We start from the raw sequence: 7,648 nt of genomic DNA, 5'->3' as shown, positions 1-7,648 counted from the left end.
GGTATTCCGCGATAGCTCAATGGTGGAGCACTCGGCTGTTAACCGATAGGTTGAAGGTTCGAATCCTTTTCGCGGAGCCATTTTTATTTTTTGAGTAAAACACTGTGTACGTTATGTACGGTGTTTTTTTTATTTTTATTAAAAGGTCCTGTGGCACTAACATAATTTTGTGCCACAGCTTTATTGTGTACATAGAATTTCCCATAATTATGTCCTTATATAAATAAATTTAGTACATAAATAATAACTTGATGTATATTTATATATTAAATGCAAAAAATATTTAAAAGAACATAAAAAGGGGAGAATTAAATGGCACAATATCATTTAGATGTAAGTGGAAGAGTAAAATTAAGTGATTATAGCAGTATACATGACTACATGGAACTTATCAATAAAAATGATAAATTTACTATATCAATAGAAAAAGGGGATAAAGAGAATATAGATATAATATGTAATATGCTAAAAACCAGCAAGTTCAGTATAATTGATACAAGTGGTAAGGAAGATGGAAAATGTTCCATTGAGGCATTTAAGAGTATGTAAACAAAATAAGCCATAATAGGACTGTAACATTAAAAAATACTAAATAGCATTTTATAATTATTGCGAAGCAGTTAGACTAGAGTACAGTTAAGGATGATTTACCTTCCTTCACTGTACTTTGTACTCTGTACTCCGTACTCTGTTTTTTGGTTGGCAATATTTAAAAGTTACAATTAAATAATATTAGTGTGAGATTACATTTTATCCACAAAGTATTTATAATAATTAACAAATGTGGAATAGTAAATTAAATTTTATGGTAGATATGAATGTATTATATGTTATAATATTATTGAATTATATATGTTTTGGAGGAAAAGAAATGGACAAGAAATATGTTATAGGAATAGATTTAGGTGGGACTAAAATAAGCGGAGCCATTGCTGATTTGGATGGAAAGGTTTTAGCCAAGCACACAGTGCCAACTTTAGCTATAGAGGGAGAAAAAGCTGTTCTTAATAGGATAATTGAAGTAATAACAAAAGTTATGAGTGATAGTAATAAAGTGTCAAATGAAATTAAATCAATAGGAATAGGTTCTCCTGGACCTTTAGATGCTAAAAAGGGAATAATAATAACAACTCCTAATTTGCCTTTTAAGAATTTTTCATTAGTTCAGCCAATAAAAGAGAAATTTGGAATAGATACATATCTTGATAATGATGCTAATGTTGCTGCAATAGGAGAGTATGTATTTGGAGCTGGAAAGGGTACTAAAAATATGGTATTTATTACAGTTAGTACTGGAATCGGCGGCGGAGCAATAATAAATGGAAATATATATAGAGGAAATACGTGTAATGCACTTGAGGTTGGACATACAACATTAGTTGAAGATGGACCAAGATGTAATTGTGGAAATTATGGTTGTGCAGAGGCTCTTGCATCTGGAACAGCTATTGGAAATAGAGCAAAAGAAGCAATTGAAGGTGGAGCGGATACGTCACTTAAACAATATAAAGATGTAACTTCATATGAAGTTTTTGTAGAGGCTAAAAAAGGTGATAAAGTAGCTAAAGAAATATTAGATAAATGTTTAAATTATCTTGGAATATGCGTAGCTAATATTGTAAGCACATTTGATCCTGAAAAGGTTATAATAGGTGGTGGAGTTAGCAAAGGCGGAGATATAGTATTTGAAAAAGTTAGAGAAGTAGTAAATACAAGATGTTTTAAAGCTATGGCTGATGCATGTGAAATTATTCCAGCTGGATTAGGAACAGATGCTGGAGTTATAGGTGCAGTAGCACTTGCCTTATTAGAAGCTAAGAATAACTAGGAATAGTTACATCACTTAAATATTGCGAATCAAAGAATAGTTTAAAATTAAATAACATGGGACATGCACAATAAAAATAATGTAATCTACGAGTATCTGGAAATCTTAAATAAAAGGCTATGTTTTAAAAGAATGTTGATATGAGCTTATGGAATTAATGGACTCTAAGAATTGCATGTTTATAATTTGCTACCCATTTAGATGCATCGTCCTGATGCCTAAATGGCTTTGACCGTCCTAGTCAAAATTACGCAAATTATAAACGAGCAATCCTAAGAGTCCATAAAAGCCAACGCATCACATCAACATTCTTTTAAAAATAGCCCAATATACTAAAGGAAGCTATGCTTTAAATAAGTGTGAAAATCAACACTTATTTAAAGCATAGCCAAATAAAAAGTTTCTTAGACACTCATATAATAACACATATTTTTTAACGCACCTGCCTCATGTTATTTTGATAATTCCACTACAGATCTATTTCTGTACAATTTTAAATAAATTTGCATTACAAAATTTATATGTAAATAAAGAATGAAATGTACAGATTTAGAAAGGTTCTTTAAAGACAGTATATTATCCAAAATAATAAACTTTTGTTTTGGAGGTAAAAATGAGTGAATTATGGGATTTGTATGATAAATATAGAAAACCGCTAAATAAGATACATACAAGAGGTGTACCTCTTTCAAAAGGTGAATATCATATAGTCGTTGATATTTGGACTATAAATAAAGATGGCAAAATACTTATAGATAAAAGACATCCTAATAAAAAATTTGGTGGCCTTTGGGAGTGTACAGGTGGTTCAGTTATTATAGGTGAAGATAGTATAACTGGCGCATTAAGAGAATTAGAAGAAGAAGTTGGTATTAAGGCAACTTCCAAGGAACTTATTTTAATGCATAGTATTCGTTTGGATGATAGGTTTGTAGATACATATATCGTCAACAAGGATGTAGATATAGACAGTTTAGTATTGCAAGAGGAAGAAGTAACCGAAGCAAGATTTGTTACTCTAAATGAATTAGATGAATTATGTTTAAACAATAAAATAGTTATAAAGGAACGTTACAAAATGTATCGTGACAAAATTGCATTATATGCGAGAGAAGATTAATGGGTAATAGGTTTATTGATTCGCATACTTTTTTTATGCAAGTTAAAGCTTCTGTACTAACCGAAAAATATTTTTTGTGCTAAGTGTTTTATACTTGCAATTTAGAAAATTATGCTATATAATAAAGTCAAAGAAAGTCAAAGGTAAAAGAGGAGAGCTTGCATGAGACTATCAGATGTTATTGAAGCTTTTTTAAAAGAAATGATGGATGAAACAAATGAAAATGAACTTGAGATACAAAGAAATGAGTTAGCAAACCATTTTAGTTGTGCCCCTTCTCAAATAAATTATGTATTAACTACAAGATTTACTACAGATAAAGGTTATTACATAGAAAGTAAAAGAGGTGGTGGTGGTTGCATTAAAATAAAAAGAATTTATTATGATGAAAAAAAGCCCATTATGGATATTATAATAGAAAAAATTGGTGATAATATAACTTATAATGCTGGAATTGGAATTATAGAGGCTATTCTTGATATGAATTTAATAACAGAAAGGGAAGCTAATATAATAAAAATGGCCATAAATGACAGAACCTTAGGGCGAGTTGTGGATGATAGAAATAAAGTAAGGGCTGATATTTTGAAATCAATAATATTAGTCATAGTAATGTAAAGATTAAAAAGGGTGGTGGTATATATGGTATGTGAAATATGTCATAAAAATGAGGCCAATGTGCATATAACAAAAATAATAAACGGTCAAAAGAAGGAAATGCATATTTGTGAAAAATGTGCTAAACAGGTAGAGGGAGTCAATATTAATTCGGATATGCAATTTATTTCACCTTTTTCATTTCAAAATATATTGAGTGGTTTAATGGACTATATGGGGACTTCTTATCCAGATGTTAAATCAACAGAGATAAGATGTGAAAATTGTGGAACCACGTACAATGAATTTAAGCAAAAAGGTCTCCTTGGGTGCAGTGAGTGTTATAAAAGTTTTGCATCGATGATAGAACCGGTCATAAATAGAGTACAGGGCAATGTTAATCATATTGGAAAGATACCTAAGAAATCTGGATATCAAATTATTGAAAGAAAAAAGATAGATGAATTAACTGAAAAGCTTAAAAAAGCTATTGACGATGAGGAGTATGAAAAAGCTGCGGTTTATAGAGACCAAATTAGAAAACTTCAGAATGCTGAAGGAGATGAAAAGTAATATGGAAAATTGGCTTAATAGCAATGAAAATGATACTGGACTAGTATTATCAAGTAGGATAAGGCTTGCAAGAAATTTAAAAACTGTTCCTTTCCCAGATAAGTTATCAAATGAAGAAGGAAGAAAGGTAATAGATGACATTAGTAATAAGTTTTCCGAAAATTCATATGCAAAAGAAAAATTTAGATGTATACATTTGTGGGAAAATGATAACAATTCAAATGTAGAGTTTCTTGAAAAGCACTTGATAAGTAAAAAACTAATAGAAAATAGGGATAAATCCGCATTTATATTAAATGATAATGAAACTATAAGTATAATGCTAAATGAGGAGGATCATATAAGGCTTCAGGGAATAACAGGAGGTTTTAATTTAAAAAAGGCATATGAAGAGCTTGATAAGGTGGATGATTTACTAGAGCAAAATGTTGATTATGCATTTGATGAAAAACTAGGGTATTTAACAGCATGTCCAACTAATTTGGGTACTGGAATGCGAGCATCTGTTATGATACACCTTCCTTCACTGTCTATGAATAAAGAGATGAGTGGAATATTAAATGCGTTAACCCAAATAGGAATAACAATAAGAGGACTTTTTGGTGAAGGTTCAGCAGCTACTGGAAGTTTATATCAAGTATCAAATCAAGTTACATTGGGCATAAAAGAGGAAGATATAATATCAAATTTAAAAGCTGTTATTGAGCAAATAATAAATCAAGAGAACTTATGTAGAGAGCAGATATATAAGAAATACAAATATGAACTAGAGGATAAGATTTTTAGATCACTTGGAATATTAAAAAATGCTGTGATTTTAGATTCAAGTGAATGCTTAAATTTAATTTCCAACGTAAGAATGGGAATAGAAATGGGATTAATAAGTGATGTGAATATTCATTTACTTGATTCACTTATTGTTACTACTCAAAGGGCTGCAATTAGAAAAAATTGCAATAATAATATGTCAATACAAGAAGAAAATATAAAACGTGCAGAATACGTAAAAGAAAGTTTAAAATAGGTAGGTGATTTAATATGATGTTTGGAAGATTTTCAGATCGAGCTCAAAAAATACTATACTATGCTCAGGAAGAAGCTCAAAATTTTAAGCATGGATATGTTGGAACAGAACACATATTACTTGGAATTTTAAGAGAAGAAGGCAACTCAAATGTTATTCTTTCTAAAATGGGTGTAGAAATTGAAAACGTAAGAAATCTTGTTGAAGAGTATGAGGGAAAAGGAGATATGGAATTGTATAGAAATGAAATTCCATTGACGCCCAGAACAAAAAGATTGCTAGAATTAAGTTTGCTAGAAGCTAGAAATTTAAATCATAATTATATAACTCCAGAGCATATTTTGCTTGCACTAATACGTGAAGGAGAAGGTGTTGCATTCACTATTTTAGCAAATTTAGGAGTAGATTTTGAAAAACTTAGAAAGGATATTGTAGACAGTATGACAGGAGAAGGAACTACAGATAGTTCAAATGATTCATCTAGCGCTTCAACGGCAACTCCAACATTAGATCAGTTCGGAAGAGATTTAACTCAAATGGCTAGAGAAGGTAAGCTTGATCCTGTAATAGGAAGAGATAATGAAACTCAAAGAATATTAGAGATATTATGTAGAAGAACTAAAAATAATCCATGTCTTATAGGAGACCCTGGAGTTGGTAAAACTGCTATTGCAGAAGGATTGGCACAGAAAATTGTCGCAGGCAATATACCAGAGATATTAAAGAATAAAAGAGTTGTTACATTAGATGTATCTTCAATGGTTGCAGGTTCCAAGTATAGGGGAGAATTTGAAGACAGATTGAAAAAAGTAATGGGTGAAATAGTGCAATCAGGCAATGTAATTTTGTTTATTGATGAAATTCACACTATTATTGGAGCAGGAGGAGCAGAAGGTGCTATAGATGCATCAAATATTTTAAAACCGTCTCTTGCAAGGGGTGAAATCCAATGTATAGGTGCAACTACAATTGATGAATACAGAAAATATATAGAAAAAGATGCTGCATTAGAAAGAAGATTTCAACCTGTAATGGTAGGAGAACCTACTAAAGAAGAAGCAATCCTTATATTAAAAGGACTTAGAGATAAATATGAAGCACATCACAGGGTAAAAATTACAGATGATGCTATAGAAGCAGCAGTAAATCTTTCGGATAGATATATTACAGATAGGTATCTTCCAGATAAAGCTATTGATTTAATCGATGAAGCTGGTGCAAAAGTTAGAATACAAAACTTAACAGCGCCTCCAGATCTTAAGAATCAAGAAGAAGAACTTGAAAAGACATCAAAAGAAAAAGCTGATGCAATAAGACTTCAGGATTTTGAAAAAGCAGCTAATCTTAGAGATAAGGAAAAAGAACTTAAGACTAAGCTTGAAGATTTAAAGAAAAATTGGCAGGCTAAAAATGATGTGGATAATCATATAGTTGGTGAAAAGCAAATTGCTTCAGTAGTAGCAAAATGGACTAATATTCCTGTTGAAAAGTTAACTGAAAAGGAAGCAGAGAAACTTTTAAAACTTGAAGAAATACTTCATAAAAGAGTAATAGGTCAAAGTGAAGCAGTTGAATCTGTAGCTAGAGCTGTGAGAAGAGCTAGGGTTGGATTGAAGGATCCAAAAAGACCAATAGGATCATTTATATTCTTAGGACCAACTGGTGTTGGAAAAACTGAACTATCAAAGGCATTGGCAGAAGCGATGTTTGGTGATGAAAACAGTATAATAAGAATAGATATGTCTGAATACATGGAGAAACATACTGTATCAAGACTTGTAGGTTCTCCTCCAGGATATGTTGGATACGATGAAGGTGGTCAGCTTACAGAGAAAGTACGTAGAAAGCCATATTCTGTAGTTTTATTTGATGAAATAGAAAAAGCACATCCAGAGGTATTTAATATACTTCTTCAAATATTGGAGGATGGAATACTTACAGATGGAAAAGGAAAAACTGTTAACTTTAAAAACACTATTATAATTATGACATCAAATGTAGGTGCATCTACAATAAAAAAGCAAAAAACTATGGGATTTTCAACTTCAAACGAGGAAGAAAAACAGCAATATGATAAGATGAAGGAAAATATAATGGATGAGCTTAAACGTTCCTTTAGACCTGAATTCCTTAATAGAATAGATGATATAATAGTATTCCATCAACTTGAAGAAAGGGATTTAAGACAAATTGTAAAGCTTATGCTTGAATCTGTTGAGAAAAGACTTAAGGATCAAAATATTTCAATTCATTTTGATGATAATGCAGAAAATTTACTTGCAAAAAAGGGATTTGATCCGGCCTATGGAGCAAGACCTTTAAGAAGGACTATTATGAAAACAATTGAGGATAAAATAGCGGAGGCAATACTAGAGGGAAAAATAAATAAAGAAGATGAAATAGTAGTAAATGTTGATGAAAATAAGGAGTTAACATTTAATAGAAAAAGTTAATAGCAATTGATAATATTTTAACAGTTAAAAACCTTAGAAAAAATTTTTTCTAA

General features: G+C 30.9%; 7 protein-coding genes and 1 tRNA gene. All 8 read left to right on the top strand.

Annotation, left to right across the window (positions count from 1 at the left end; all coding sequences use genetic code 11):
* Positions 1-5: 5 nt before the first annotated feature.
* Positions 6-80, top strand: a tRNA-Asn gene (locus CUEA01_RS18420).
* Between the two features lie 232 nt (positions 81-312).
* The gene (locus tag CUEA01_RS18415) at positions 313-549 is read left to right on the top strand and encodes a hypothetical protein (RefSeq protein WP_234123343.1); all 237 of its coding nucleotides are present in this window, start codon (positions 313-315) and stop codon (positions 547-549) included.
* Between the two features lie 322 nt (positions 550-871).
* Positions 872-1,828, top strand: coding sequence for an ROK family protein (locus CUEA01_RS18410; RefSeq protein ID WP_234123341.1), 957 nt, complete (start codon positions 872-874; stop codon positions 1,826-1,828).
* 613 nt (positions 1,829-2,441) lie between these two features.
* A complete protein-coding gene (locus CUEA01_RS18405) occupies positions 2,442-2,948 on the top strand; it encodes an NUDIX hydrolase (RefSeq protein WP_234123339.1) in 507 nt (168 codons plus the stop codon).
* Between the two features lie 162 nt (positions 2,949-3,110).
* Positions 3,111-3,566 carry a CtsR family transcriptional regulator gene (locus CUEA01_RS18400; RefSeq protein WP_234123338.1) on the top strand — a complete coding sequence of 152 codons (456 nt, stop codon included), beginning with the start codon at positions 3,111-3,113 and terminating at the stop codon, positions 3,564-3,566.
* Between the two features lie 24 nt (positions 3,567-3,590).
* The gene (locus CUEA01_RS18395; RefSeq protein ID WP_234123337.1) at positions 3,591-4,118 is read left to right on the top strand and encodes a UvrB/UvrC motif-containing protein; all 528 of its coding nucleotides are present in this window, start codon (positions 3,591-3,593) and stop codon (positions 4,116-4,118) included.
* 1 nt (position 4,119) lies between these two features.
* Positions 4,120-5,142: a protein arginine kinase gene (locus tag CUEA01_RS18390; protein ID WP_234123336.1), complete on the top strand. Its 1,023-nt coding sequence runs from the start codon at positions 4,120-4,122 to the stop codon at positions 5,140-5,142.
* Between the two features lie 14 nt (positions 5,143-5,156).
* The gene (locus CUEA01_RS18385) at positions 5,157-7,595 is read left to right on the top strand and encodes an ATP-dependent Clp protease ATP-binding subunit (protein ID WP_234123335.1); all 2,439 of its coding nucleotides are present in this window, start codon (positions 5,157-5,159) and stop codon (positions 7,593-7,595) included.
* Positions 7,596-7,648 lie beyond the last annotated feature (53 nt).

Source organism: Clostridium hydrogenum, assembly GCF_021432385.1.
GTDB classification, from domain to species: Bacteria; Bacillota; Clostridia; order Clostridiales; family Clostridiaceae; genus Clostridium_S; species Clostridium_S hydrogenum.
Note: the sequence above shows the minus strand (reverse complement) of the source record. Positions and strands in the feature narration are given on the sequence as shown.

Coding starts and splice junctions, on each gene's coding strand:
- CUEA01_RS18410 (WP_234123341.1), top strand. CDS start 872: ATGGACAAGAAATATGTTATAGGAATAGATTTAGGTGGGACTAAAATA.
- CUEA01_RS18405 (WP_234123339.1), top strand. CDS start 2,442: ATGAGTGAATTATGGGATTTGTATGATAAATATAGAAAACCGCTAAAT.
- CUEA01_RS18390 (WP_234123336.1), top strand. CDS start 4,120: ATGGAAAATTGGCTTAATAGCAATGAAAATGATACTGGACTAGTATTA.
- CUEA01_RS18400 (WP_234123338.1), top strand. CDS start 3,111: ATGAGACTATCAGATGTTATTGAAGCTTTTTTAAAAGAAATGATGGAT.
- CUEA01_RS18395 (WP_234123337.1), top strand. CDS start 3,591: ATGGTATGTGAAATATGTCATAAAAATGAGGCCAATGTGCATATAACA.
- CUEA01_RS18415 (WP_234123343.1), top strand. CDS start 313: ATGGCACAATATCATTTAGATGTAAGTGGAAGAGTAAAATTAAGTGAT.
- CUEA01_RS18385 (WP_234123335.1), top strand. CDS start 5,157: ATGATGTTTGGAAGATTTTCAGATCGAGCTCAAAAAATACTATACTAT.